Here is a 25769-nt window from a genome sequence, read left to right as displayed (position 1 = left end):
GAGAAGCACTAGCCACCAAGGTTGCCCACCTCGATGTCCACCGTCAACTCCTTCGTCTGGCGCAACAGAGGCCAAGTCAGGGTCAACGTCACGGCCTGCATGATTTTTTCGAAGCCCGCTTCAGATTGCGATACGGTGAAGTGTGGCCGGCTCCATACCTGTGCTGGCGCACTCAGATGCAAGGACAAAGCCCCACCCAGTACTTCGTCCTGTAACTCCAGTTTTTTCACCGCCTCGAATTCCAGCACCTGGCCAAAGCCGCCGGGAATCTGGTTGTTGTACACAAAGCGACCGGCAGGCCCGTCGCAACTGGGCATCGCGAGGTTGATCTCGGTGCGGAATTTGCCGTCCGTCGCGCCATTAAAATGATAGGTCACCCGCAAGCGCGAACCGGATACGGCAACACGCTTGTCGATCAGCAATTTGCCCTGTTCGCAACTGTAGCTGACATGGGCAGCCTTGTCCTCGCCCGAACGCAGCACATAGCCGCGCAACGGAATTTCGCCATCGCCGTTCACCACGCTGTCCAGGAACAACATGCGCGGACCATCGTCCAGAGCCATATCCGCGGGCGTAATTTCGTGCTTGAAACTCACGCGCTCATGGGGGTTGGCGATCCCCTTGCCGTCATGCTGCGAATGCTGGTTGAGGTGGATTTTGCGGTGGTAGTGCTCTGCCTGACGTGCCAGCGTGTCACCGAAATTATGATGCAGGCCGTAGGCATCGAACTCGCAGACCGCGGCACTACCATCCTGGCGTACCACTGCCTGAATTTCATCGTTATGAAGAAAGATTTCTGCCTTGCCGTCAAGGTCCAGGTCTTCAACGATCTTGGCAGGGCGCTCCACAACCTTGTCCAGCATGCTCTCCAGCGCCACAATGGCATGGTAAACGGCACGCCGCAGGTGCGGCAGATATAGCCCACCGAACAAGCCGTGCCAGTAAGCGTCGTTTGCCTGCGCCTCGTAGAGCATTTCGCGCATTGCCTTGGTTTTTTTCCTTTCCGGAAGCGCTTCATAACGCTGCGACAATTGCAGCATGCGCTTGTGCATCCAGTTGGACTCCGGGTAGCGGCTGAGGAAATTCTTCCAGATGCCCCCGCGCAGAAATGCCTTGTCGCGCTCGAAGCGTCCCTGCGCTTTCGATGCCTGGATCAGGTCCGCATAATCGTTGGCCGGTTGCGCAGGCAGCGTCCATTCGTTCATTTCGATATACGATGTGGTGGGCAGATACACGATACCGCGCGTGTGCGCCTGGGCATGGTAATCGCAGTATTTCATGGGCTTGATCAGGGGTGAAGCGAGTACGCCGCGGATAAAGTCTTCCAGCCAGCCCTTTTCGTAAACCCATTCATAAGTTTCCGGCCAGATGCCGAACTTCTCGATATCGTCGAAATAGACCGCTGCTTCTTCCCCTTCCCCCGCAAGGCTTTCCAGGTACTGCACGGCTTCGGCCGCAGGTGAAAACGGAAAACGGTAGCGCAAGCCCTCGGAAATCGGAAACAGATCGAGCCGCCTGCCATCTTCTTCGGTAGTGTAAAAGCCGTTCAGGTCGCCGATCTTTTTCCCGCTACAGAGAAAATGGTAATCGTCCACGGTTACGTACCGGATACCTGCATCCGCCAGTGCGGGCACCACAGTCGCTTCCCACACCCGCTCGGTAAGCCATGCCCCCAGGGGGCGCTGACCGAGCTTCTTTTCCAACTTATCTGATAGCGTAAGCACTTGGCCGATGCGATCACGGTTCGGAATAATTGCCAGGACCGGCTCTGTATCGCCTGCACCGACCAGCTCCACCTGACCGCGCTGCACCATTTCCTTGAGCATCGCCATATCTTCGGGATAATGCTGCAGCATGTAATCCAGCAACCAGCCGGAAAAATGCACCGCAAATGGAAACTCGGGATAGCGGTAAAGGGTATGAATAAATGGGCGGTAACAACGCAGGTGAGCGTCGTGCAACACTTCAGTAAAGTTGCCGACGGGTTGATGAGCGTGAACGCCAAGTAGTAATGCAATTTGTTTGGTCATAATTCCGGTAACTCTAAAATTTAGGTATTTCTTCTCATCGCGCCCCCGGCTTCTGCATACCCGCCTCCCTGACTGAGTGGAATTTCCAGTTCATGCGGAGGATCCAGCATCAGCAAGCGGTACAGATCGGCCAGATTTTCCCGGTACAACTTGTCAAAACTTCTCACGCTATCGCCCGGGTTATAGTCGCCGAACCACCAGAACCAGTCCGAACCCTCGCACAGTGCGAGTTGACGCTCAGCCTTGTACTGCTGCTCAGTGTTGAGGCGCTCGCCAGCAATGACAAGATCATAGCTCTGTTTGGCATGGCACAGCAGGTCCCAGGCACGGTTTTTTTCCTGGCAACCGATCCAAGTGCTGAAATTTCCATATACCCAGCTACCTGCCACGAGGTGTGGCAAATCACGCATCTCCGCACAAGCGTTTGACGTTCGTTTAGGGTGCCGCGCTTCATCGCGGCAGTTATCTAGATAATCCCCGAAGGTCGTAAACTCGATGTAGGGATGGTCTTGCAGCATCGCATACATTTCCGAGAGAAAGTAATAGCCATTGTAGGGATAATATTCCCATGCATTTTCGCCATCGAGTATGACGCTCACCACCGGATTCTCATGGCCGCTGCTCTGCTGCCAGATTTCCTCCAGGGAGTGCACGAAATTCAGCACGGCGTCGCGCCCGAACCACTTGGCGTATTCGAAGCCGATTTTATCCGCCAGACGATCATCGCGGAAGAAGCATGCGATTTCGTTTTTGCCGTCGCTGACTCGATACGGCCGATACAAGTAAGTTAACGGATCTGTCAGAGATCCCGCCTGAGCCGCATTATGCAGACTATTGCTCAGCACTTTCTGCCCGGTAGCAATCCAGCGACAACCGTTTTGTGCCATCTGCATCGCTGCAGCCTGCGACACGCCTCCTTCTGCAGGCCACATCCCCTGCGGCTTGGTGCCGAAATGCCGTTCGTGCATCTTTATCGCTTCGGTGATGTGAAACGACAAGCGCGACTTTCCGCCAGGATAGCGCGGCGACACCGGCAGATCGATCTCCGGAAGACTTTCGCGCGCACTCTCGAAATCGAGCAACAGCGGCGCAATGGGGTGGTAATAGGGCGTTGAGGAAAGCTCAACCTGGCCATCATCCGCCAGCTTGCGATAGCGCGGGATAATGTCGGCAATCAGTTCCCCGATAAGGGCAAAGAGTTTCAGACGCTCCTTGTAGGTAAACAAGCAACCCTTTGACATCATGGAAACTACCAGTTCGTGCTCACGACGCACGCTTTCGCCGGTCCAGGCCAAGTGATACCACACCAGCAAATCCGCCAGATACTGACTGGAGAGATAGTGCAGATTTTCCGTCCCCTGCCCCTCATGTAGCTTGAACAGATCATAAAGGCGCTTGTAGGCAGGATAGGGCTCGATCATCTTGCTGTGGTGACTGCGGAAACAGCTGTCGAGTACCAGCTTGCGCTGTTCCAGCGTCAAGTGCTCCAGATCCTTGGCTGCCAGCAGGCGCAACAGCGGATCGCGCATCTTGCCGCTACGAAACTGCTCGGTATAGTCTTCCAGTTGGTCGAGCAGAATGGGCACAAAATTCACCACCGCCCGCGCCTGAGGCGACTGCTCCAGGTGGTATGCCATGTCGGTGTAATCCTTGATGGCATGGAGATAGGTCCATGGCAGAGCAAACTCTCCGGTGACATGATGACGGTAATCCGGCTGGTGCATATGCCAGCAAAGGATCAGCTTGAGCTTTTTTTGGGGATTCATGAAGATTCAGGGAGTGACGTTCCCGGACCGAATGGATCCGGGAACATTGATTTGTAGTGGCAACTACCGCACTTGATGAATGCGTTGCCCGAGCATTTCAGGAGTAACAAGGGTAATACCTTTCTCGGTGACGCAAAAACGCTTGGCATCTTCCACGGGATCCACCCCGATCGCCATGCCTTCCGGGATGATGCAGCCCTTGTCGAGCACCACTTTCTTCAGCGTAACGTAACGTCCGATCTCAACGTTCGGCAGGATGACGGAATCCTCGATGTCGGCATAACTGTGCACATGCACATTGGAGAACAGGAGAGAACGACGAACCGCAGCACCGCTGATAATGCATCCTCCGGACACCAGGGAGTCCACCGCCATGCCGCGCCGTGATTCATCGTCAAAGACAAACTTGGCTGGCGGCAACTGCTCCTGGTACGTCCAGATTGGCCATTCTTCATCGTATAAATTGAGGTACGGTGTGATCTTGGTCATCTCCATGTTCGCTTCCCAGTAGGCATCGATCGTACCTACATCGCGCCAATATGGCTCGACGCCTTCTCTGCCGCCGACACAGCTTGCCTCGAAGGGATGCGCGAATACGCGATAGCGTTCGACCAGATAGGGGATGATGTCCTTGCCGAAATCATGAGACGAGTGTGAGTCGTCCGAATCGCGGATCAATTGCTCATAGAGAAATGCCGAGTTGAAAACATAGATTCCCATGCTCACCATGACGCGACCTGGCTTGCCGGGAATCTCGTCAGGCACATCCGGCTTCTCGGTAAATTTCACCACGCGCTGATGCTCATCGATCGTCATGACCCCGAACGCCGATGCTTCTTCAGCCGACACTTCCATGCACGCCACGGTCAAGTCAGCTGCATGAGCGGAATGGAACGCCAGCATTTCGCCGTAATCCTGCTTGTAGATATGGTCACCACCAAGGATCAGCACGTACTCGGATTTATAGCCGCGCAGGATATCCAGGTTCTGGAACACTGCATCCGCGGTGCCTTTGTACCAGCTTTCCTGAACGCGCTGCTGGGCGGGCAGCAACTCGACGAACTCATTGAATTCACCGCGCAAGAAGCTCCAGCCTCGATGCAGGTGCTGCAACAGGCTATGTGCCTTGTACTGAGTCACGACGCCGATGCGGCGGATGCCGGAATTGACGCAGTTGGAAAGAGGGAAATCGATAATGCGAAATTTGCCGCCGAAAGGCACCGCGGGTTTGGCACGCCAATCCGTCAGATCCTTCAGCCGGCTTCCGCGGCCTCCGGCGAGAATCAAAGCTACGGTATTTTTGGTCAATAAACTGATGAAGCGAGGGGTGGTAGACGAGCGCAAGTAGTTCTCCCGGACTAACTAAAAACAGTTTTCGAAATTATACCCCTTGGCACAGCAGTGAGTTTGCCTAAAGCCGCCTTCTGGCATATTCTTGGCACATCTCAATGCTGCAGTGATGCCTCTATGAAACCCAACCTCAGCGCCAAAGTCAATACAAATTTGAAAGCGCTGCTCAAGGCCCGGCACCATGATCCGTTCTCATTTCTGGGGCTGCATCAGGAAGGTGAAGAATGGTCGGTGCGGTTGTTTTTGCCTTTCGAGCAACAAGCCGAAATCCAGATGGACAGCGGCTGGGTTGCACTGGATAAAATTCATTCTGATGGCGTATTTTTCTGGCATGGCGCGAGCAAACCGCCGCTGCCATACCGACTGAGAGTCGCGCGCGGCGCCGCATACCACGAATTTTTCGATCCCTACGCGTTCCCGAGCCTGATCAGCGACCTGGATTTGCACCTGTTCGGCGAAGGACGCCTCTACCAGGGATACCGCATGCTGGGCGCGCAACCCGCCGAAAACATGGGGGTAAAGGGCGTCCGATTTGCCGTCTGGGCACCCAACGCCGAGCGCGTCAGCGTGGTAGGCGACTTCAACCGCTGGGATGGAAGAGCACACCCCATGCGCAGCCTTGGTTCGAGCGGTGTATGGGAACTGTTCATACCGGAATTTCCGGCCGGAAACCTTTACAAGTTCGAACTGCGCAATCGCCATAGCGGCCAGATCGTGGTCAAAACCGACCCCTTTGCCCAGGAGTACGAGTTGCGTCCCGGGACCGCGGCAAAAGTAACCGTACCGCAGCAGCACGTCTGGGGCGATCAGACATGGATGGAGCAACGTGGCAAACTCGACTGGCTGCACGCCCCTTTCAACATCTATGAAATTCACCCCGGCTCCTGGCGGCGCCATCCCGACAACCGTGTTTACAACTGGCGCGAACTGGCAGAAAACCTGGTGCCCTACGTGGTGGACTTGGCCTACACCCACATCGAACTGATGCCGGTATCCGAGCACCCCCTGGACGAGTCCTGGGGCTACCAGGCCACCGGTTATTTTGCGCCGACTTCACGTTTCGGCACGCCTGACGATTTCCGCTTCTTCGTGGATGCCTGCCATCAGGCTGGCATCGGGGTCATTCTCGACTGGGTTCCTGCGCACTTCCCCCAGGACGCATGGGCACTCGCCAAATTCGACGGCACCTCATTGTACGAGCACGAGGATCCGCGCCTCGGTTTCCACCAGGACTGGGGCACGCATATCTTCAACTACGGACGCCATGAAGTTCAGAGTTTCCTGCTCTCCAGCGCCCATATCTGGCTCCATGAGTTCCACCTCGACGGGCTGCGCGTGGATGCCGTGGCATCCATGCTATACCTGGATTACTCGCGCAAAGCGGGCGAGTGGATTCCAAATAAATTCGGCGGACGCGAGAACCTGGATGCCATCGAGTTCCTTCGCAGCCTCAATATCATGGTGCACGACGAATTTCCGGGCGCCCTGACGTTTGCCGAGGAATCCACCTCGTGGCCCATGGTTTCCAGGCCTGTCTACCTTGGCGGACTGGGTTTTTCCATGAAGTGGAACATGGGCTGGATGAACGATACCCTCGAATACATCCGCCACGAACCGATCCACCGCCGCTTCCACCATAACGAGCTGACCTTCGGCCAGCTTTATGCCTACACCGAAAATTTCGTACTACCTTTTTCCCACGACGAGGTAGTGCACGGCAAAGGTTCGCTGCTCGACAAGATGCCCGGCGACGCCTGGCAGAAATTCGCCAATTTGCGTGCGCTCCTCACCTACCAGATGACCTACCCGGGCAAGAAGCTCAATTTCATGGGCAATGAAATCGGCCAGGGTCGCGAATGGCGCGTGGGCGGAGAACTGGATTGGCAGCTGCTGCAAGTCCACTGGCACCAAGGCATGCTGAATCTCAACCGCGACCTCAACCGCCTTTACCGCGAGATGCCCTCACTATATCAGCAGGATTTTGAAGCCACGGGATTCTCCTGGGTGGATTGCCACGATGCCGACCAGTCGATTTTGTCATATCTGCGCTGGGGCCACGATGGCAGCATGGTGGCAGTAGTCCTGAATTTCACTCCGGTACCGCGCGAAGGCTACCGTATAGGCGTACCCAAGGTCGGCGCGTACCGGGAAATTTTCAACAGCGACTCTGCCTATTACGGCGGCAGCAACACCGGTAACGGTTCGGGAATGATGAGCGAGAGCCAGCCCTGGATGGGATTCGAGCAATCCCTTGTCATCACCGTGCCACCTTTGGCGGGCATCATCCTGACTCCGATCAAATAATTCTTTAGCCGAAACATGACCAATCTCACCCGCTCCCCTTCATGGCAAGCCCTGAAAGCGCATCAAAAAGACCTCTCGCAACAACACCTGCGCGACCTGTTTCGAAGCGACGACCAGCGCTTTGCCCGCTTCTCCCTCAAGCAAGGCGAGATACTTCTCGATTACTCAAAAAATCTGATCACAACGGAAACGCTTTCGCTCCTGCTAGCTTTGGCCCGGGAAACAAAGCTGGCCGACTGGATCGAGAAAATGTTCACGGGCGAAGCCATCAACTTCACCGAAGGCCGCGCCGTGCTGCACACCGCCCTGCGCAACCGTTCCAGCAAACCGGTATTGGTCGATGGCAGGGACGTCATGCCCGACGTAAAACGCGTGCTGGCCCATATGCGCGAATTCTCCGAACAAGTGCGCAACGGAATCTGGCTCGGATACAGCGGCAAAACGATTACGGATATCGTCAACATCGGCATTGGCGGTTCCGACCTCGGGCCGGTAATGGTTACCGAGGCGCTGAAACATTATGAAAAGCCCGGCCTCAACGTCCACTTCATCTCCAACGTGGACGGCACCCATGTCGCGGAAACGCTCAAGCGACTCAATCCGGAATCCACCTTGTTCGTCGTCGCATCCAAGACTTTTACCACCCAGGAAACGCTGACCAACGCCCGCACCGCGCGCGAATGGCTGTTGCGCTCGGCACAGGACGAAGCTGCAATCGCCAAGCATTTCGTCGCCGTCTCCACCAACGCCGCGGAAGTCGCCAAATTCGGCATCGATACCGCGCACATGTTCGAATTCTGGGATTGGGTAGGCGGACGCTATTCGCTTTGGTCGGCGATCGGCCTGTCGATTGCGCTGTACCTCGGCATGGATCACTTCGAGGCGCTGCTCGACGGCGCTTTCGACATGGACGAGCACTTCCGCACCAGCGCTTTCGAGAACAACATGCCGGTCATCCTCGGCCTGCTCGGGGTGTGGTACAACAACTTCTTCGACGCACAGAGCCACGTCGTGCTGCCCTACGACCAATATCTGCACCGCCTGCCAGCCTATCTGCAGCAACTGGACATGGAAAGCAATGGCAAACGCATTTCGCGCGAGGGCGAAACGGTTGATTACCAGACCGGGCCGGTGATCTGGGGAGAGCCTGGCACCAACGGCCAGCACGCTTTCTACCAGCTCATCCACCAGGGCACCAAGCTGATCCCGGCCGACTTTCTGGCCCCTGTCGAGAGCCTCAACCCACTGGGCGACCATCACCGCATCCTGCTCGCCAATTGTTTTGCCCAGACACAGGCACTGATGCAGGGCAAGAATGAGGCAGAAGCGCGGGCAGAACTGGAGCAAGCCGGTATGAGCGGCGCTGCGCTGGAACGCCTGCTGCCTCACAAGGTCTTTCCCGGCAACAAACCCACCAACACCCTGCTTTTCCGCAAGCTCACGCCGCATACACTGGGCTCACTGATTGCGCTGTATGAGCACAAGGTGTTCGTGCAGGGGATCGTCTGGAACCTCAACTCATTCGACCAATGGGGAGTGGAACTGGGCAAGCAGCTGGCCAGCAAAATCCTGCCTGAACTGACCAAACCAAAAACATCAACCGCCTTCGACGCCTCGACGAACGGCCTGATCAACTATTACAAAAGCTGACTCGACATTATTCACTGCCCTGCACGGACGTAATATCGAGGCTACTACTCGAACAACTCTACATCCACATTTAAAGCCGAGGTGGCGATCTTGTGCGCCTCTACCAGCATTTCGTAGGAACGCACCTGGTTGCGGCCGTGGTGCTTGGCATAATAGAGTGCTTCATCGGCGTGTCCGACCACCGTTGCTGGCGCATCCTGGCTGCCGATCCTGACATATCCGATGCTGATGGTCACCTCGCCGACCTGGGGAAATTCGTAGCTCTCCACCGACTGGCGAAAACGTTCAAGAACAGCGCGTGCACCATCGGCATCCGTTGGCTCAAGCGCCACGACGAACTCTTCACCACCGAAGCGAAACAGATTGTCGTTGTTCCGGAAAGAACGTCGCATGATCCCCGCCAGCAGTAACAGCACCTCGTCGCCATAGAGATGGCCGAACTTGTCGTTGATACGTTTGAAATGATCGATATCAAGCACTGCAAGCCAGCGGCTTTCGGCCCTTGCACCCCCGCGGCGGCGCGGGGAATTTGTCTCGTCACTGCTGGCGCTTTCATCCCCGGCCTGGCGTGACTCGGACAACATCCTGCCGATATTCTTGTCGAAAGTGCGCCGATTCAGCAAACCCGTCAGGGTATCGCGCTCGCTTTCATCTATGATTTGAACGTAATTACTAAAAACCTGGAGGAAGCCTTTAATCATTCTGACGTCGCCATCGGCGTGCTCATTGCCGACGACTTCGAGCAGTCCCATTACTCCATCGCGACTGAGGATGGGATGAATATGGCGAATTTTCCCGGTCTGTTGTTGCGCCGGAATAGAGAAGCAGCGGCGAGTTTCGACGCAGCGCATGAAAGCCGGATTATCGGCGAGCGCAAACGGCTTGATGTTTTGATATTCCGCCACGCCGCCGCTGCGGCTTGCGCTAACCAGCAGCCAGACTTCGCTACCCTCCGGTGCAGGCTTTAGCCAATATAGAGATGCCTGTTCTGCATCGAACATCTCGCGCAGCGTGCTGACCATGCCCTTGATCAGCACGTTGCGGTCCGAGTTTCGCGTTATGTGGATAACCGATTCCAGAATGGCGGCTGGCGAGATTTTCTCCACATTGCGCCTCATTTACAGCCGTACTTTCACCCGGTAATTCAGGATGGAGCGGCCTCCGGGTGGAACCGTCACCTGCCATACCACGGTATTGCTGGCTTCCTTCTTGTGCACTTGGCTTTCGCTCAGAATTTCCCAGTCGCCAGGAACAGGTTCCATCACTTTTACCATAACCGCCTCGTCCTTGGCATTCTTCAACTCGATCTGGTAAGCGCTCTCGAAAATATAGTTATAGCGTCCGCTCCCACCAACCTTCTGGAAATCAGTCTGCTTCTTGTCGGCCGTGACGTCGAAGGCCTCGCCCAGTTTCAGGCGCACTTTTTCGTTGCGCGGCGTATGGTCGATGCGGTCTTCGCCGACGAACTGGGCGCTTCCTTTCGAATCTTTCTTGTAAACCCGGATCACGCCCTTGGGCAGGGGCACACCCAGTCCATTGGCCTTGTTCTCGAATTCGACGTACACGCCGACCTTCATTTTTTGCCCCAGATCGCCGTAGCTGCTGCGATAGTAATAATCGCGCCCCTGCAGCAGCAGTTCCTTGCGGGTCGGAACATGCTGTGCGGAAAGCAAGGCGACCTGCTTGGTCTGCTGCTCGGCAATCGTGGTGGGACGCTCAAGGGAATAAAGGTGATATTCGAACAAGCCTTCCTCGGCCATCGCAGGCGCCGCCATGGGCATCGCTTTCATCACCCGACCGTCCTGGGCAAAATCCATCTCGTGCCGCACCCGGTTGACATCACCGGCCACCAACTGCAATTTTGCGTCAGGATAACTGGTGCCGCTGACATTGGTCAGCGTAACCCAGCCGTTGAGATCAAGCTGGTCGTCTTTGGGGCTCAGTTCCGCGACATAATCGGCACGCCACGACAAACCGCCCGTAAGATAGCTCAACTCCATCGGCTGCTGTCCAGCGCCTGAACTGTGCAGAGTAATCACCAGAGTCGGTCGATCTCGCAGGTTATCCGGCACTGCTTTAAAGACGATGCGGCCGGGGGCGCCGGTTTCGATGCGGTCGGCGAATTTCAGCACCACACCGGCATTGGTGCTGAGAACCGTGGCGAACTCGCTGCTTTCTGCCCCGGTAGCGGGGTTAGTCTTGATGACCGTTACTTTTTGACCTACATATTTATCCAGCAGCTTCTGCGGCGTAAGCAAATCGAAATCGAAGTTCTGCTCCAGCAACACCACGCCATCGCCATCGCCACCGCCCAGACTGCGCAGCAAGGCCGTTTCGGGCATGATGCGCGCGCTTACGTCGCGCCAGGCCAAACGGTTTTTTCCCCGCTCCAGGGCGACCCGCCGCTGATCCTTCACCAAGGCAAGATTCTCGTTATAGATGGTGACTGCCACTTCCTGCTGATCCTTGAGGGAACTGAGTATTTCCTCTTTAGCGACTTCCATACCGGAAGCAGCCCGAATCGGGACCATGACCATGGAAACAAGCAGTACGCATCCATAAACGAATATTTTAAGCATCATGTGAATTCCGTTAATTGAGCGACACCATGCGCGCAAGCTTGATTTCATTGCTCAACTGATAAACTGCCAAGGCATAAAACAGGTTACGGTTATAACGCGTAATGACGTAAAAATTGTTCATCCCGAGCCAATATTCCCGGCCGTCCTCCACATCCACAGCCAGCAGTGCAGCCTGCGTCGAAGGCGCCAAAGACTCGTCTGGCTTGACGCCGCGCGCCTCCAGTTGCTCGATGCTGAAACCTGGCTTCAGTGACCCGGTAAGCAGATCGCTAGCCGTGTCCGCCTGAAGGTAGGCGCGCACGGCGATCGGCTGGTCGCTCTCCCAGCCATAAGTCTTGAGATAATTGGCGACGCTGCCGATGGCGTCAGCAGTGCTGTCCCATAAATCACGGTGACCGTCGCCGTCGAAATCCACCGCATAGCTGCGGTAACTGCTGGGCATGAACTGCGGAATCCCCATCGCTCCGGCAAAAGACCCCCGCACCGACAGCGGGTCCCGTCCTTCTTCACGCATCAACAGCAGGTACTGCTCCAACTCCCCGCGAAAAAATTCGCCGCGACGCGGATAATCGAATGCTAGCGTTGCCAGAGTATCGAGTACCGGGTATGGCAAGGGGTAGCTACCATAGCGAGTTTCCACGCCGAGAATGGCTACGATCACCTCCTCTGGCACGCCGTAGATATGCCGCGCGCGCATCAAACTCTCGGCATTTTCGCTCCAGAAGCTGACGCCGTGGGTAATACGCCATGAATTCACGAAATTGCTGCGATAACGGGTCCAGGAAGGCGGCTTGACCACCTGCCCGGTCATGGTTTTCGCGACGCCGGGACGCGGCGTGATGTGCGCGAACAGGCTGGTCAAGCTATCCATGTCAAAACCATGCTTGTTCGCCATTTCCGCCACAAATTGCTGGACATCGGGACGTTCGGAAAAAGACGTGGCATCCGCCAAAGGTTGCCGCCAAAGCAACTCTGCCGACAACGTCAGAATCAGGGCGATCAGGAGGTTTTTGAGCGACATATTTTCAGGGCTTGCTGAATGCAGGCATTCGAGGCGAATCCTCCCCAACAGCCGGTAGCGATAAGGTTAAGTCAAATTAGTTTAACCTAAATACTGCTAGTACGCGGGCGCAAATTTGGGACTATAATTTCCTGGAGATATGTTCCATACAGAGGAGGTATCAACATGGCCGAGCGCATCCCCGCCCCTACCGAATACGACCGAACCCGCATTATCGAGCGTCCGGACGGGTTTTTCTGGCAGGACAAAACCATCGACAAGATGTTTGGCCCTTTCCCCTCCCTACTCGATGCCATTCACGACATGGAATACAACGACGACTCGGACTACGAGCCGGGTGAAACGCTCGAAGAAGCGGAGGCGGAGCTTGGCATTGCCGACTGGATCGACCCCGATACCGGATTACCGGGAGAAGAGACACACCACCTGGGAGATTGATGGCTGCTTCACGCAAGCGCTATCAAAAACACCCCGCCTGAATATCAGGGTGCCTTGATTCAGGGCACCCGTGAATCGATGGTGATCTTCACGTCTTTCTGTCCCAGCTTGACGGGGCCGACCTTCCCCTGCAAGTCACCGCTCTGGGCCATGGGCTGGCCAGACTTTGAAACTCGCGCATTGATTATCACTTCAGGATGGTCCGATAGCTTGTTGTTCGGCATCATCGCAACAGAATCATCCAGCGTGAAGTGATAAGGAAGCTGTTTAACGGTAATTTTCACACCCGCCAAGGGCATTTTCGGGCCTTGCGGCAGTTGCGCAAAGATGAATACCGTATCGGCAGGATCCAGATTGCCGGCCAACTCCTTGCTTATTGACACAGTGCCGGAAACGCTTACCGACGAACTAGTCAAAGGCTTACTGACATTCTCTTCACTACTGTTTTTCCCATCGAAGCTGGACAGGTTATCCAAAGCGGGAGCTCCACCGCTGGCCTTTTCGGCCTCAGCAATCGCCGAGGCAACCTCTCTCGATGCGTCGCTGTCGGGCGGAATGACTTTCAGCAATCGGCGCCAGTATTCGGCCGCCAGGGCAAACTTCTTCTCCTGATAGGCAGCAGTTCCAGCAAGGTTCAAGGCTTTCTCGTCCTGCTCGTTGAGCTTCAGGGCACGGTTGATCAGGTCAAGCGGTTTACCCTGTAAATTCCCGCCCTGCGCCATGGCGAGTGCGTCGGCGTAATCCGCAAGCACGCTGGAATTATCGGGAACCAACTCGGCAATTTTTGAAAAAGCCTGCGCTGCGTCGGCGAAGCGTCCCGTCGCACCATAGCTGCGCGCCAACATATACCAGCCGGCAGCATCGTCCGGATTCTTTTTAAGCTTGGCCTCCAACGTCGCGATCATCGGGGCTACCTCGTGCTGGCCTTGCTGCATCTCGGGTGCGGCAGCCTCACTTGAGGTCAGCAGCGCGCTCGGGTTGCCCAGGTATGCGTACAAGGCAATCGCGAGTACCGGAAGCGCGCCGGCCACCACGTATCCTGGCCAACGAGCCGATGGAGAAGATGGGGCAGGACCGGTTTCAGCCGGCACGTCTTCACTCAGCCGTTTTTCGATTTCGCGTCGGGCATCCTCATATTGCGACGCGTCCAGTTCGCCGCTGTCGAGATCGGCTTTCAACTCATCCATTTGATCGTGATAGATGGCAACGTTAAGCGCCTTGCGGTCCACTCTGGCAACAGCGACGTTACGGCGCAGCAGCGGCGGCAAAACAAATGCCAGTGCCACGGCGATAAAAACAAGAAAGAAAATCCAGAACAGCGAAATGGTCCAGAAATTGGTCATTATTCGTTTCCGTCGTTAGCAAGAAGAGCGGCCACACGTTTCTTCTCTTCTTCGGATAGGGATTCGTCGGCAAGGCGGCTCGTGCGACGCTTGAGGTAAGCATAAAAACCGCCAGCAGCGCCGATCAGCAGCGCGAACGGGCCAAACCACAGCAACCAGGTCAGCGGTTTGAGCGGCGGCTTGTAAAGGACGAAATCCCCATAGCGCTGTGTAAGATACGTAATCACTTCTTTATCGCTTTTGCCGGCCCGCATCTGTTCGCGTATTTCCTGGCGCAAATCCTGGGCCAAGTCCGCGCGCGATCCGGCCAACGATTCGTTCTGGCATACCAGACAGCGCAGATCTTCAGACAGCGCGATCATGCGCTGCTCCAGCACGGGGTCTTCAGCAACCGGTTTAGCTTCGCCAGCCATGACGGAAAGGGGGAGCAAAAGCGCGAGCAAAATTGTCAGAAGTCTCATTTCTGCAATTCCTTCACCAGGGGGAAGATTTTCTTGTCCAGTCCCTCACGGGTCAGCGGCCCCGTGAGCTTGTAGCGGATGATGCCATTCTTGTCGATGAGGTAGGTTTCCGGCACGCCATAGACTCCGTAGTTGATGCCCGCCCGGCCATCGAGGTCCACGACGGTTTCCACATAAGGATTGCCCATGCTGTTCAGCACGGTCTGAGCATCTGCGGGCTGGTCCTTGTAGTCCATGCCATAGATTGGCAAGCCGCCCTGCCTCGACAGTTCGAGCAGCGTTTCATGCTCCTGCCGGCAGGAAGCGCACCATGACGCCCAAACATTGAACAGCCAGACCTTGCCGCGCAGATCTGCCGGGCTCAAATGCTTCGCCGGATCGGACAGCAGGGGAAGGTTGAAATCAGGCGCCGGCTTGCCGATCAGCGGCGATGGAACTTCCCGCGGGTCGAGCTTGAGGCCGACGGCGAGGAAGCCTACCAGCACGATGAAAATCCCCAATGGAATCAGGAAACGCTTCATGCCGCAGCCCTCCCCGCTTTGCGTGCCGCCGCGCGGTAGCGCCGGTCGGTGATGGCCACGACACCGCCCAGTGCCATCAATACGGCCCCGATCCAGATCCACACCACGAATGGCTTATGGAACAGGCGCACGCTCCATGCACCGCCATCCAGAGGCTCTCCCATCGCGGTATACAGGTCGCGCGTAAGCCCGTAGTCAATCGCCGACTCGGTAAAAGGCATGCCGGACGCGACATAAGTGCGCTTTTCCGGGTAAAGCGTTGTGACAGGCTTGCCGTCCCGGCTCACCTCCAGGGTGCCGCGCGCCGCCTTGTAATTGGGGCCATCCATATCCTGCGCACCCTTGAAAAGGAAGGTATACCCCTTCATGGTCACGGTATCTCCCACATTCATGCGCACGTTGCGCTCGGTCTCGTAGGCCGACACCATGGTGACGCCGATTACCGTGACCGCGACACCAAGGTGAGCCAGGTTCATGCCGTAGAAATTGGCCGACCAACCCGCGCCAGAGCGCAAACGGCCTTGCACTGCGATAGCGACGGTAAAGGCGATCCATAGCGCTGACAGATAGCCCACAGAAACCATGGGCTTCCATGCCCCCATGCTGAATGGCAACAGCAGTGCCACCACCACGCTCGCCGCAAAACCCCATTTCAGGCGCGAAGCCAGTTCGGGGACGCTTGCCTGCTTCCAGCGCGACAGCGGGCCGACGCCGACCAGGAACAGCAAAGGCAGTACCAGCGGCACGAATACGCTATTGAAGTACGGCGGACCAACCGAAATCTTGCCCATGCCAAGTGCGTCGATGAACAGCGGGTAAAGCGTACCTAGCAGAACCGATCCGCAGGCCGTCAGCAGCAGGATGTTGTTGGCCATCAGGAAGGATTCACGCGACACCAGCGCGAAGCGACCACCCAGCCCGACCTGCGACGCGCGGAAGGCAAACAGCAGCAGCGAACCACCGATCACCACGGCGAGGAAGGCAAGAATGAACAACCCGCGCGCCGGATCGCTGGCGAACGAATGCACCGACGACAGCACGCCGGAGCGCACCAGAAAAGTACCGAGCAAACTCAGCGAAAAAGCCGCGATTGCGAGCAACACGGTCCAGGCCTTGAAGCTGCCGCGCTTCTCGGTCACTGCCAGGGAATGGATCAGCGCCGTCCCCACCAGCCATGGCATCAATGAAGCGTTCTCGGTCGGGTCCCAAAACCACCAGCCGCCCCAGCCAAGTTCGTAATAGGCCCACCAGCTGCCCATCATGATACCCAGCGTCAGGAACGACCAGGCTGCAGTTGTCCATGGACGCGACCAGCGCGCCCAGCTCGCGTCCAGCTTGCCGGAAATCAACGCGGCCAGCGCGAAGGCGAATGCCACGGAAAATCCGACATAACCCATATAGAGAATGGGCGGGTGAACCACCATGCCCGGATCCTGCAGCAAGGGGTTGAGATCGGAACCGTCCAGGGCCATCGGCATGCGCAGGAATGGGTTGGAAGTCAGCAGCATGAACAGCAACAGACCGCAACTGACCAAGCCCATCACCCCGATCACGCGTGCCACCATGTCTTGAGGCAGGTGCCTGCTGAACATGGTCACCGCGAATGTCCACAAACCGAGAATCAGCGTCCACAGCAGCAGCGAGCCTTCATGCGAGCCCCAGGTGGCGGTGAAGCGATAAACCGGCGGCAGCTTGGAGTATGAGTGCTGCGTCACGTTGATGACCGAAAAATCGTTGGTCAGGAATGAATAGGCAAGGCATCCGAAGGCGATCGCAACGAACAATGACTGGGCGCGTGCTGCCGGCCGTGCAACGGCCATCCATGAAGGGATGTTGCGTGCGGCTCCCGCCAGCGGAAGGATACTTTGGATCAGCGCCAGGAGCAGCGCCACGATTAAGGCGAAATTTCCGAGTTCTGGAATCATTGTTTTCCTTGTGGTGGCACTAGCGTTTTCTGGGCTTTTTGCGCCTGTTCCAAGGCGCTGGCAGCTTCGGGCGGCATGTAGTTCTCGTCGTGCTTGGCGAGCACCTGACTGGCCACGAACTCGCCGCTGCTGCTCAATCGGCCTTCCGCGACGACGCCCTTCCCTTCCTTGAACAAGTCGGGAAGAAGACCTTTATAGGTCACGGGGATCGTTTTCACGGTATCGGTAACACGAAAATGCGCCGTCACACCGTCCGCCTCGCGGGACAAGCTTCCCTTTTCGACTAATCCGCCGATACGGAAGGTGCGCTCGTGCGGCGATTCTCCATTGACAACCTGAGTCGGCGAAAAGAAGAACACCAGATTGCTGCGAAAAGCGTTGAGCACCAGCGCGGCAACCACGCCTAGTGCCACCACTACCACAGCGATCAACAAAAGATTTCTATGCCGTTTCTTCATTATTTTCCACCTTGCCATATTTCACCGTACGCCGCGCCAGTTCCAGCGCCTTGCGCCGATGCGCGCGCAAAAAAAGTATTTCTCCAGCAATCAGAACGGCAGTTACCGCATATGAGCCCCATACATAGAAGGCGTAGCCTCCCATGTGGAAAAATTCCGACCAGCTATTCCAGTTCACGCTTCTGCCTCCATCATTTGCGCCACCCACTGGCTATTGCGTTCACGCTCCAGGATGATGCTGCGCACCCGCGACAACGCTGCTGCGATGGCGTACATCCAGACGGCCAGGGCCATTACCAGCATCCCTTCAAGCATGATGGCAGCCATGCTCGGCGCCTTCGTCATGCTGATAGACGCGCCCTGATGCAAAGTGTTCCACCATCTGACAGAAAAATATATGATCGGCACGTTGACCACCCCAACCAGGGCAATCAAAGCGCCGGCGCGGTCAGCTCTCCGGGGATCGTCAATCGCGGCCTGCAATGCCATGAACCCGAGATAGAGGAAAAACAGGATCAACTCGGAAGTCAGGCGTGCATCCCATACCCACCAGGCGCCCCAGGTCGGCTTGCCCCACAAGGCTCCCGTCCACAATGAAACAAACGTCAGCATGGCACCGGTAGGCGCCAATGCGCTTGCCATCATGAACGAAAGCCGCGTATTGAATGCCAGCCCGATCGCCGCCCAGGCCGCCATGACGATATAAATGAACATCGACATCCATGCCGCAGGAACATGGATAAAAATGATGCGGTACGCCTCGCTCTGCTGAAAATCGGTAGGCGCAAGAAAAAAAGCGATATACAGCCCGGCTACGCATAACAACGCCGCCAGGCTGTAAAACCAGGGAATCATCCGACCCGCGAGTGTATAGAAAGTGGCCGGTGAAGCGAATTTGTACCAGTTAAGTCCGTTTATCATTCAATCGAAATCCGCAATGCCGCCGATACCGCCCACGGCGTCGAAATAAATGCCAAAACCAGAATACCGCCCAACAGGGACAAGTGGGCTTCAGCGCCCAATCCTGACATCGACCCATCAACCGCCCCAGCGCCAAAAATCAGCACCGGAATATAAAGCGGGAGCACCAGCAGCGACACCAAAACGCCACCGCCGCGCAACCCTAGAGTCAGGGCGGCCCCGATTGCACCGATCAGGGACAGAACTGGCGTACCGAGAAGCAGGGAAATGACCAAGACAAGAAGCGCATCACTGGTCAGGCCGAACTGCACGCCCAGGATCGGCGCCATGAGAATCAAAGGCACTCCGCTCACCAGCCAATGCGCCAATATCTTACCTGTTATCCAGATAACTGGTGGCGTCGGCGTCAAAATCAACTGTTCCAGCGTGCCATCGGCGTAATCGCTGGCAAACATGCGTCCCAATGAAAGCATTGCCGCCAACAGGGCCGACACCCAAACCACCCCGCCCCCCATCAAACTCAGCAATTTCGGATCAGGGCCGACACCGAGCGGAAACAGACTGGCGACGATGACGAAGAAGAACAGCACGGTAAGCACGTCGCCGCGTCGCCGCATGGCCAGGATGAGTTCGCGTCGCAAGACGACGCTGACCGTTTGCAGCATATTCATGGTTTCAACTGCAAAATTTTGGGCTCGACACCTTGGATCATGACCGGCTGGTGAGTGGTCATCAAAGCCATGCCCCCCGCTTGCAGGTGTTCTCCGATCAAGGATTGCACGAGTTGCAGAGCCGCCTGATCGAGTGCCGTCAGCGGCTCATCCAGAATCCACAGTTTAGCCTTGGCCAGCAGCAAGCGTGAAAGCGCGACGCGCCTGCGTTGCCCTTGAGACAGGGATTTCGCCGGCAGGTTCAGGCAATGTCCCAACCCAAGATGACCCAGCGCGCCTTTCACTGCATCCTGATCCACGGGAATGCCGGCAAGTTGACAGGAAAAGCTCAGGTTTTCAGCGGCACTCAGATCTTCCTTGACCGCTGGCGCATGACCGAAGTAGGTCATCTCGGCATGGTAGCTTTCACGTGCCCCGCTGATTTTTTCACCGCGCCACAGAATGTCGCCGAACTCAGGTGCCAGGAGGCCACAAACCATGCGCAGCAAACTGGTTTTGCCGCTGCCGTTGGCGCCCTGCACCAGCAGCAATTCGCCTTCATCGAGTGTGAAGTTCAGGTGCTTGAACAGCGTCCGCTCACCCCGTACACAGGCGAGGTCTTTCCCTTCCAGCATTAATAATCGCCCATATTTTTGAAACGGCCGTTCAGCCCGCTACTCGGCAGAAAGTGGGCAATTTTACTGGATAAACGCAGATGCGGTGCCATTCTCGCAAACACATTACGAAATATTAAGATTCGTAATTCAGTTCAGGCGCACGAAGCGTGGCGGCAGCAACTCTACGTCTAAAAAAATAGTCGCGTGTTTGTCAGATGCGACTATTTCTTTACGCCAAAAACGGGATCACTCCTCGTCCGGATCTCTATATTCCTTGGGCAGATGGTGTGCAATACCCTTGTGGCAATCGATACAAGTCTGGCCTTCGGCTTTTGCTTTCATGTGCTTATTGAAGACAGTTTGCTTTTGTTTGTCACCACTCATGGCATCAAAGCTGTGGCAGTTACGACATTCGCGCGAATCCGACCCCTTCATGCGCGCCCATTCGTGCGTCGCCAGTTCCATGCGATGCTTTTCGAACTTCTCCGGCGTATCGACGAACCCCGTAATCTTCTCCCACACTTCATTGCTTGCCTGGATCTTGCGCAACATCTTGTGACCCCAGTCCTTGGGTACGTGACAATCGGAGCAAACAGCACGCACGCCGCTGCGGTTCGAATAGTGGACGGACTTCTTGTATTCCTGATACACCGTATCGCGCATTTCATGACAAGAGACGCAGAATTCCAGCTTGTTCGTCGCTTCCATGCCGGTATTGAATCCGCCCCAGAAGATGATGCCTGAGAAAAAACCCGCGACCAGAAGCGTCAGGATTGAGTACTTCGCGCTTGGCCTCCTGAGAAAAATCCACGCACGTTTCAGAGAACCCGGATTACTGTCCATAAATGTCCCCTAACTAAAACCATATTGATCTTGGAAAAATTGGGGTACGAAACATTGCACCCCAAATGTTCCGCCTTAATGGGACGCTTACCTGAACGTATAGTTATAGGCCACGAACAGAGCATTCACGCTGTAGTTCGGCGCTTGCTGATTGGTTGGCAACACACCGGTAGGCGTATAGCCAGTCTGGTAGGCATTGAAGAAGAAGTCGTTGGATTTCAGACGCTGATACATATACCCGGCGACCACCTTGCCAGGCTTGCTAACCTGGTAACTGCCGGTGAACTTGAACTGCAGCAGCTCACTCTTGATATCAGGCAAAGATCCACAACTAAGATTTGAGGTGGCGGTACAGGTGGCGAGAGTAAATGGCGCCACCAGTGCAGTCGAATAGCTCGTCGTACTATGGGAGTAGGTCACGTCCTCGGCGAGTTGCAACCGCCCCCCCATCAACCCTTTTTGCTTGGCGCCAATACCGAGCGTGTCATTCCGGTCGATCAGATCGTTGGTCCACATGTTTTCTGCGGCCTGAATCGCACTCGCGTTCGTAGGGCTGCCCGCAAGGTTAGAACTCAGTATTTTCCGCTCTCGGTCCTGCCAACTAGCATAGGCGGAAACGCTGTTATTTTCAGAATATGCATACGTAGCGTCCAGATTGATACTGGCGGCATGACCGTCCTGCACACCCAGAGTCGAGTCATCATAGGAATCCTTCGTGTAGCGGCCATTCAACCCAAGTTCAAGTTTTTCGGTCGCCTGCCAGTTGGCGCCGGCTTTCAAATGATGTTCCTTGCGCGAAGCATCGAAGAAGGCCACGTAGCCAAAGTTCTCAAAGCCCGCGGACAAAGCCTGCATCGGATTGTAAAACGAGCTGTTGATGTCGGCTTTGCGTCTGCTGTAAGTGTAGCCGGCATTGAAGCTCACATCTTCGTTCGCACGTAGCCGATATCCCATTACGACCTTGTTTTCCTTGTTTTCGGGGACTTGAGCGCAACCAGTGCCCCCCAGCGCGTAATATGCCTGTGCTGCTGCTGACGTCAGTAAAGCGCTTGACGCAACAGAGTTATTGCACCAGCGGCTAATGCGCTCGTACTCGTAACCGAGATGCAGGCTCTGGCGCTTGTCGATCCGATAATCCCCACCGAGCTCTAACTGGGTGCGCCTATGGCTCATCGGAGTATTGAACACGACTTGGTTCGCAGTTCCAGTCAACGCCTGAGAAGTTGTACCAAGATCGTCAAACCGATAGAGGTTGGATGGCGTGCGGTTGTCGCGCTCGTTGTACTTCAAGCCGGCACTCAGCACCAAATCCTTGGTGGTCTGATTGGTTAGTTTCAGGTCGGCATGGGTCGTTACGACGAGGCCATTCAGCGAGTTTACCGGAAGTACAGGAACGGTAGTCAATGCGCCGACTGTTGTAAAAGTGCCCGCAAAGCTATCGTTTTGGGTATTGCGCCCATAGGACAGACCACCAGCGAGTTTCGTTGCCGAACTGATGACGAAGCCACCCGTCAGGTTGAACTGATGAAACTGGTTGCTCGGTGGTGTGCTCATCGAATCGGTCACATTTGCCCCGGCAAAGGTTGTCCATGTCACGGCGTTGTAATTATCCTTAAAGAAGGAGCCGAAGTACGACACCGTTAGATGGCGTTTATCGCCAACCCAATTAAGCGCGAGATTGACCGTGTCCGTCGTGTAATCAGTCGGGTTCGGCAGAATCGCAATTCTCTCGCCGGTGGCCCCACCTAGCGCATCCGATGCAAAACCCATCAGCTTCGCGCCGGACTGATCTAGATGGTTGAAGTCAAACTTAAGGTCCCATTGCGGATTGAAGTGGTACCCCGCGCTGAACGATGTGTTTTTTCTTTTCGTGTCGATGTCGACGTTGTGGATGGTCGCAATTTGAGGTGCAGTCAACGAAGTGAAAGTGTTTGCAACCGTGCCAAAGCCAGTGGGCAAGACGAAGTTGTTCCCGCCCATGCTGCCCTGATAGGGTGTTTGATAGGTATCGGTGATATTGTGCTGTAATTCATCGTACTTTATTCTCAAATCCCATGTACCTTGGTTACTCATCGTCGCACCGAGCTCGCGGGATGTCGTTCCCAGATCGGTACCCGTGACACCCCAACGCATCGTGCCTGACCCTTGGCCATATGCGTCGCCGCCGCTAATGCCGAAGTTGCCGATTGCATCAACACCCTTCTTGTTCAAGCCGTTGTATTCCCCGAACTTGGCGGAACTCCGAGAAGTGTTCTCCACGCCAATTTCTAAATAGTTCGTGGGGTTCGTCAAGGCCGCAACATCATCCTCGCCTTCCGCCATCGCAACCGCGGGGATCGCAAACATCGCCACCAACGCCCCTTGCACCGCCAGATTCAGTACCCTGACAGTAAGATTCCTGTAATTGGTTTTCACTGTAATCTCCCTAAGAATTAGCGATGTAAGAAGGCACCAGCCGGGCTATTAGTGCCATGAACCATCACGTGGCAGTTCATGCAGGAGCGTCCAACTGCGTTGTTGTTCGGAGCGGCGACGGGAAGCAAACCACCCTGTATGCCTGCCGCACCAGTTCCATAAGGCTGTCTGCTATTGTGCGGGCCGTCGTGACACTCGTCGCACAGGAAAGGCGGCCGGTCTTTCAGCAACGGCGTGATGTTGGAGCCGTGCGGCGTATGGCAGTTGGTGCAGTCCTCGTTGACGGGCTGATGCTCAAACAGGAAAGGGCCGCGCTTCTCGGCATGGCAGGTGAAACAGGTTTCGTTTACCGTGTTCTTCTTGAGCAGTTTTGGACCGGCCGAACCATGGGGATTGTGGCAGTCGGAACAAATGACCTTGTTGGCATCGATCGGGTGAGTGGATATCTTGTGGGTATCGGCACGTTGCTCCTTGTGGCACGCAAAGCAGACCTGGGTTTGCGTCTTCCGTTCGCGAACCTTGTCGTGGGCATTGTGGATCTCGTGGCACGAGGCACACGCCACGTCATTGACCTGGTGTTGACCACCATCCCAGTGGGTACGATTCAAATCTTCATCGTGGCAAGTCAGGCAGGCCGCGTTTTGGACCTTTACCTCAGTCGGCGCATAAGAGCCGGAGGTAGCTCGCTTGGTTCCGAACAGTATGTCAGGTGAGGCTCGCCCTTTTTGCTTAGGGTCACCATGCAGGTGTTTATCGCTATCGCCGTGGCACGACTGGCAGGAAGGCGTGCGTGAATCTGCCTTGACGCCGTGCTTGGTCTGATAGATCGCCAGAATCGGCTTCGTTTCGCTTTCGTCGTGGCACTTGGTGCACACAGCATCCTTATTCAGGGCTACAGTCGCCGTCGCGGATTTGCCCTGTTGCGGAGGCGCATCCGATGCGAGAGCGGAAGAAGCACCTCCGAGGCCCCCGAAGAACGCACACAAGATCAGCACTTTTAGAATTAATTTCATTTTTTTCTCCACTTTTCTTGGTGTTGCAGAGACCACGAATGAATGTCCAGCAAGATATATTTCTTACTGCGCAAGAATCCAGCGAACAAGGTTCCTGACCTGATCTAAGTCCTTGATTTTGGTTATCTTGTGGATTTCTTCATGGCCATCGGAAAGCTTGACCTTGTCTTCACCCGAGGTGATGTGCTTGACGAGCATATCGAGAGCGTCACTCTTGCCCTTGTACTTGTAAGCGATCGATTGATACGAAGGCCCTTCTTTCTTCTTGCTTACGTTGTGGCACCTCAAGCAGCTCTCTTTGCGCGCAAGTTTTTTCGCTGCCGCCGCATCAATGGCATCGGCAGCGAATGCCGATGCCGAAAAGGAAAGAACAAAAGCGCCGGCAATCACGCCAGCCAGAGTTTTGGTACGTGCTTGATGGCTCATTTGTAACTCCCCAATTCGGTGGTTTAAGTATTGAGCGGGTGAATGGTTACCGTGAAAGGATCCAGTCGACGAGATTCTTGATCTGCGCCATGTCCTTGGTATTGATGATCTTGTGGTCTTCCTCATGGCCATCGGGAAATTTCGCCTTCTCGCCGGTGGTGATGTGAGTAATCAAGCGTTCCTCGGCGTTAGCCTTGCCCCGGTATTTCTCGGCGACTTTCTTGTAGGCAGGCCCATCTTTATCCTTGCTGACGCTATGGCACTTGAAACAGCTGTTCTCACGCGCCAACGCCTTTGCCGCGTCCTCGTCTACAGCCGCGATGGCACCGGCGGAGAAGGCGAACACAGCGGCAGCAGATGCGACGATCAACAGTTTCTTGAGTTGGAATTGGTATCTCATGTACCCCTCCGATCATTATGGAATTTGCGCTAAACAGGATGCTGGTGTCGCGTAACAACGCAGTAGTCAGGGGGTCTGGATGGCCTATCTGCAAGGCTCCCCACACGCTTGGCGTAGTGTAGCCACAGCAATTAATACTATGAAATACATAGAACTATGTATTCTTCGGAGCATGAAGACCGTTATGCGGCATGTCCGGAAAAATCCATTCATCGCGGGGGGCGCTGACGAAAACCTTGCTGGAGGCGGAATTATTCGGACACGTCAGTGGCGCCTTTACTGGCGCCGTTCGCAACAAGAAGGGAGTATTCGAACTGGCGCGGCGGGACATTGTTTCTGGATGAGATCGGCGAAATGTCCCCAACGATGAAAGTCAAGCTGCTGCGGCGATTCAGGAATCGCCAGATTGACCGTGTGGGCGGTGAAACCCACCATCCCCGTAAGCATCAGACTCGTTTGCGCCACGCACCAGGATCTCAAGCAAATGGTTGAGGTCGGCAAATTCCGGCGAACAGCCGTTGTATTGCGGGCAGTTGCACACATTGGGAACGCCATAATCGGCCAATGCCGTTGACGCCCCACAAGCCCCTCTTCAATCCACAGCCTGCCGGCCACGATTCTGGTACACACGCTGT

At 55.7% G+C, this 25769-nt stretch carries 24 protein-coding genes and 1 pseudogene; 5 read left to right on the top strand and 20 right to left on the bottom strand.

What is annotated here, in order from left to right; all coding sequences use genetic code 11:
• Positions 1-8 precede the first annotated feature (8 nt).
• The 3 genes from SKTS_RS10040 to glgC form a co-directional block, all read right to left on the bottom strand.
• Positions 9-2030, bottom strand: coding sequence for an alpha-amylase/4-alpha-glucanotransferase domain-containing protein (locus tag SKTS_RS10040; RefSeq protein ID WP_173064093.1), 2022 nt, complete (start codon positions 2028-2030; stop codon positions 9-11).
• Positions 2031-2050: 20 nt separating this feature from the next.
• Positions 2051-3796, bottom strand: a complete 1746-nt coding sequence (locus SKTS_RS10035; RefSeq protein ID WP_173064090.1) for a glycoside hydrolase family 57 protein — start codon at positions 3794-3796, stop codon at positions 2051-2053.
• A gap of 63 nt (positions 3797-3859) precedes the next feature.
• On the bottom strand, positions 3860-5140 hold the full coding sequence (gene glgC / locus SKTS_RS10030; RefSeq protein WP_173064087.1) for a glucose-1-phosphate adenylyltransferase: 1281 nt from the start codon (positions 5138-5140) through the stop codon (positions 3860-3862).
• 123 nt (positions 5141-5263) lie between these two features.
• Here glgC and glgB point away from each other — a divergent pair, with 123 nt between their 5' ends.
• The gene (glgB, locus tag SKTS_RS10025) at positions 5264-7450 is read left to right on the top strand and encodes a 1,4-alpha-glucan branching protein GlgB (protein WP_173064084.1); all 2187 of its coding nucleotides are present in this window, start codon (positions 5264-5266) and stop codon (positions 7448-7450) included.
• Between the two features lie 15 nt (positions 7451-7465).
• Positions 7466-9100, top strand: coding sequence for a glucose-6-phosphate isomerase (gene pgi, locus SKTS_RS10020; protein WP_173064081.1), 1635 nt, complete (start codon positions 7466-7468; stop codon positions 9098-9100).
• Between the two features lie 44 nt (positions 9101-9144).
• On the opposite strand, the gene SKTS_RS10015 is transcribed toward pgi, so the two are convergent.
• Genes SKTS_RS10015 through mltB form a run of 3 tightly spaced genes read right to left on the bottom strand, consistent with a single transcriptional unit; the run spans position 9145 to position 12703 of the window.
• Complete coding sequence (locus SKTS_RS10015; RefSeq protein ID WP_173064077.1) at positions 9145-10206, bottom strand: GGDEF domain-containing protein; 1062 nt, start codon at positions 10204-10206, stop codon at positions 9145-9147.
• A 12-nt stretch (positions 10207-10218) separates the two neighbouring features.
• A complete protein-coding gene (locus SKTS_RS10010; protein ID WP_425315629.1) occupies positions 10219-11682 on the bottom strand; it encodes a DUF4139 domain-containing protein in 1464 nt (487 codons plus the stop codon).
• A gap of 10 nt (positions 11683-11692) precedes the next feature.
• A complete protein-coding gene (gene mltB, locus SKTS_RS10005; protein WP_173064074.1) occupies positions 11693-12703 on the bottom strand; it encodes a lytic murein transglycosylase B in 1011 nt (336 codons plus the stop codon).
• 165 nt (positions 12704-12868) lie between these two features.
• Between mltB and SKTS_RS10000 the strand changes: the two genes are divergently transcribed.
• Positions 12869-13141, top strand: coding sequence for a hypothetical protein (locus tag SKTS_RS10000; RefSeq protein WP_173064071.1), 273 nt, complete (start codon positions 12869-12871; stop codon positions 13139-13141).
• Between the two features lie 59 nt (positions 13142-13200).
• Here SKTS_RS10000 and ccmI read toward each other — a convergent pair whose 3' ends face one another.
• From ccmI to SKTS_RS09930, 14 genes are all read right to left on the bottom strand, one after another.
• Positions 13201-14484: a c-type cytochrome biogenesis protein CcmI gene (gene ccmI, locus SKTS_RS09995; RefSeq protein ID WP_173064068.1), complete on the bottom strand. Its 1284-nt coding sequence runs from the start codon at positions 14482-14484 to the stop codon at positions 13201-13203.
• Positions 14484-14945, bottom strand: coding sequence for a cytochrome c-type biogenesis protein (locus tag SKTS_RS09990; protein ID WP_173064065.1), 462 nt, complete (start codon positions 14943-14945; stop codon positions 14484-14486). Before SKTS_RS09990 ends, ccmI begins: the two co-directional genes overlap by 1 nt.
• The gene (locus SKTS_RS09985) at positions 14942-15466 is read right to left on the bottom strand and encodes a DsbE family thiol:disulfide interchange protein (protein WP_173064062.1); all 525 of its coding nucleotides are present in this window, start codon (positions 15464-15466) and stop codon (positions 14942-14944) included. The genes SKTS_RS09990 and SKTS_RS09985 overlap by 4 nt, the downstream gene beginning before the upstream one ends.
• Positions 15463-17391, bottom strand: coding sequence for a heme lyase CcmF/NrfE family subunit (locus SKTS_RS09980; RefSeq protein WP_173064059.1), 1929 nt, complete (start codon positions 17389-17391; stop codon positions 15463-15465). The genes SKTS_RS09985 and SKTS_RS09980 overlap by 4 nt, the downstream gene beginning before the upstream one ends.
• A complete protein-coding gene (gene ccmE / locus SKTS_RS09975) occupies positions 17388-17849 on the bottom strand; it encodes a cytochrome c maturation protein CcmE (protein WP_173064056.1) in 462 nt (153 codons plus the stop codon). Before ccmE ends, SKTS_RS09980 begins: the two co-directional genes overlap by 4 nt.
• Complete coding sequence (gene ccmD / locus SKTS_RS09970; protein WP_173064052.1) at positions 17833-18027, bottom strand: heme exporter protein CcmD; 195 nt, start codon at positions 18025-18027, stop codon at positions 17833-17835. The genes ccmE and ccmD overlap by 17 nt, the downstream gene beginning before the upstream one ends.
• A complete protein-coding gene (gene ccmC / locus SKTS_RS09965) occupies positions 18024-18770 on the bottom strand; it encodes a heme ABC transporter permease CcmC (RefSeq protein WP_173064049.1) in 747 nt (248 codons plus the stop codon). Before ccmC ends, ccmD begins: the two co-directional genes overlap by 4 nt.
• Positions 18767-19441, bottom strand: coding sequence for a heme exporter protein CcmB (gene ccmB, locus SKTS_RS09960; protein WP_173064046.1), 675 nt, complete (start codon positions 19439-19441; stop codon positions 18767-18769). Before ccmB ends, ccmC begins: the two co-directional genes overlap by 4 nt.
• Positions 19438-20055, bottom strand: coding sequence for a cytochrome c biogenesis heme-transporting ATPase CcmA (gene ccmA, locus SKTS_RS09955; protein ID WP_173064043.1), 618 nt, complete (start codon positions 20053-20055; stop codon positions 19438-19440). The genes ccmB and ccmA overlap by 4 nt, the downstream gene beginning before the upstream one ends.
• 228 nt (positions 20056-20283) lie before the next feature.
• Positions 20284-20880, bottom strand: coding sequence for a NapC/NirT family cytochrome c (locus SKTS_RS09950; RefSeq protein ID WP_173064040.1), 597 nt, complete (start codon positions 20878-20880; stop codon positions 20284-20286).
• A gap of 87 nt (positions 20881-20967) precedes the next feature.
• Positions 20968-23295, bottom strand: a complete 2328-nt coding sequence (locus tag SKTS_RS09945) for an MtrB/PioB family decaheme-associated outer membrane protein (RefSeq protein ID WP_173064037.1) — start codon at positions 23293-23295, stop codon at positions 20968-20970.
• A gap of 17 nt (positions 23296-23312) precedes the next feature.
• The gene (locus tag SKTS_RS09940) at positions 23313-24308 is read right to left on the bottom strand and encodes a DmsE family decaheme c-type cytochrome (protein WP_173064034.1); all 996 of its coding nucleotides are present in this window, start codon (positions 24306-24308) and stop codon (positions 23313-23315) included.
• A 63-nt stretch (positions 24309-24371) separates the two neighbouring features.
• Positions 24372-24734 carry a c-type cytochrome gene (locus SKTS_RS09935; RefSeq protein WP_173064031.1) on the bottom strand — a complete coding sequence of 121 codons (363 nt, stop codon included), beginning with the start codon at positions 24732-24734 and terminating at the stop codon, positions 24372-24374.
• Between the two features lie 46 nt (positions 24735-24780).
• Complete coding sequence (locus SKTS_RS09930; RefSeq protein ID WP_173064028.1) at positions 24781-25134, bottom strand: c-type cytochrome; 354 nt, start codon at positions 25132-25134, stop codon at positions 24781-24783.
• 191 nt (positions 25135-25325) lie between these two features.
• Between SKTS_RS09930 and SKTS_RS19180 the strand changes: the two are divergent.
• Positions 25326-25626, top strand: a pseudogene (locus tag SKTS_RS19180) (sigma 54-interacting transcriptional regulator).
• Positions 25556-25708, top strand: a complete 153-nt coding sequence (locus SKTS_RS19175; protein ID WP_425315628.1) for a sigma 54-interacting transcriptional regulator — start codon at positions 25556-25558, stop codon at positions 25706-25708. Before SKTS_RS19180 ends, SKTS_RS19175 begins: the two are co-directional and overlap by 71 nt.
• Positions 25709-25769 lie beyond the last annotated feature (61 nt).

The organism is Sulfurimicrobium lacus, assembly GCF_011764585.1.
GTDB classification, from domain to species: Bacteria; Pseudomonadota; Gammaproteobacteria; order Burkholderiales; family Sulfuricellaceae; genus Sulfurimicrobium; species Sulfurimicrobium lacus.
The sequence above is the reverse complement of the archived record's forward strand: the minus strand, read 5'-3'. Positions and strand labels throughout refer to the sequence as shown.